Raw genomic sequence first — 385 nt, 5'->3', positions numbered from 1 at the left:
GTGCCGGCGAGGGTTCGAGAGAGCAGCAGCGCGGCAAGACCGCCGATAGGCCCGCAGCCGACGACCAGCACGGAGCCGGCCGTTTTCGGCAGGCGCCGCACCGCGTGCAGCGCCACCGCGAGCGGTTCGGCCATCGCCGCGACCCGCTCGTCGAGCCCGGCATCGATGATATGCAAAAGCCGTGCGGGCAACACCGCCTGTTCGGCAAAGCCGCCGTCGCAGATCTCACCCACGAAGCCCAGCGACGCGCAGAGATGCCGCCTGCCGGCATGACATTGCCCGCAGTCTCCGCACCAGAACCGGGAATCGGCAACCACCCTGTCGCCGACGGCGACGCTATCGACGCCCGCGCCGATGGCGGTCACCGTGCCGGTCACCTCATGGC

General features: G+C 70.4%; 1 protein-coding gene. It reads right to left on the bottom strand.

The genetic code is table 11. From position 1 onward, the window contains the following. A partial coding sequence (locus tag EN935_RS40510; RefSeq protein ID WP_164771955.1) for an alcohol dehydrogenase catalytic domain-containing protein occupies positions 1–385 on the bottom strand: 385 nt, incomplete at both ends.

Source organism: Mesorhizobium sp. M7D.F.Ca.US.004.03.1.1 (assembly GCF_003998635.1).
Lineage (GTDB): Bacteria > Pseudomonadota > Alphaproteobacteria > Rhizobiales > Rhizobiaceae > Mesorhizobium > Mesorhizobium loti.
Note: the sequence above shows the minus strand (reverse complement) of the source record. Positions and strands in the feature narration are given on the sequence as shown.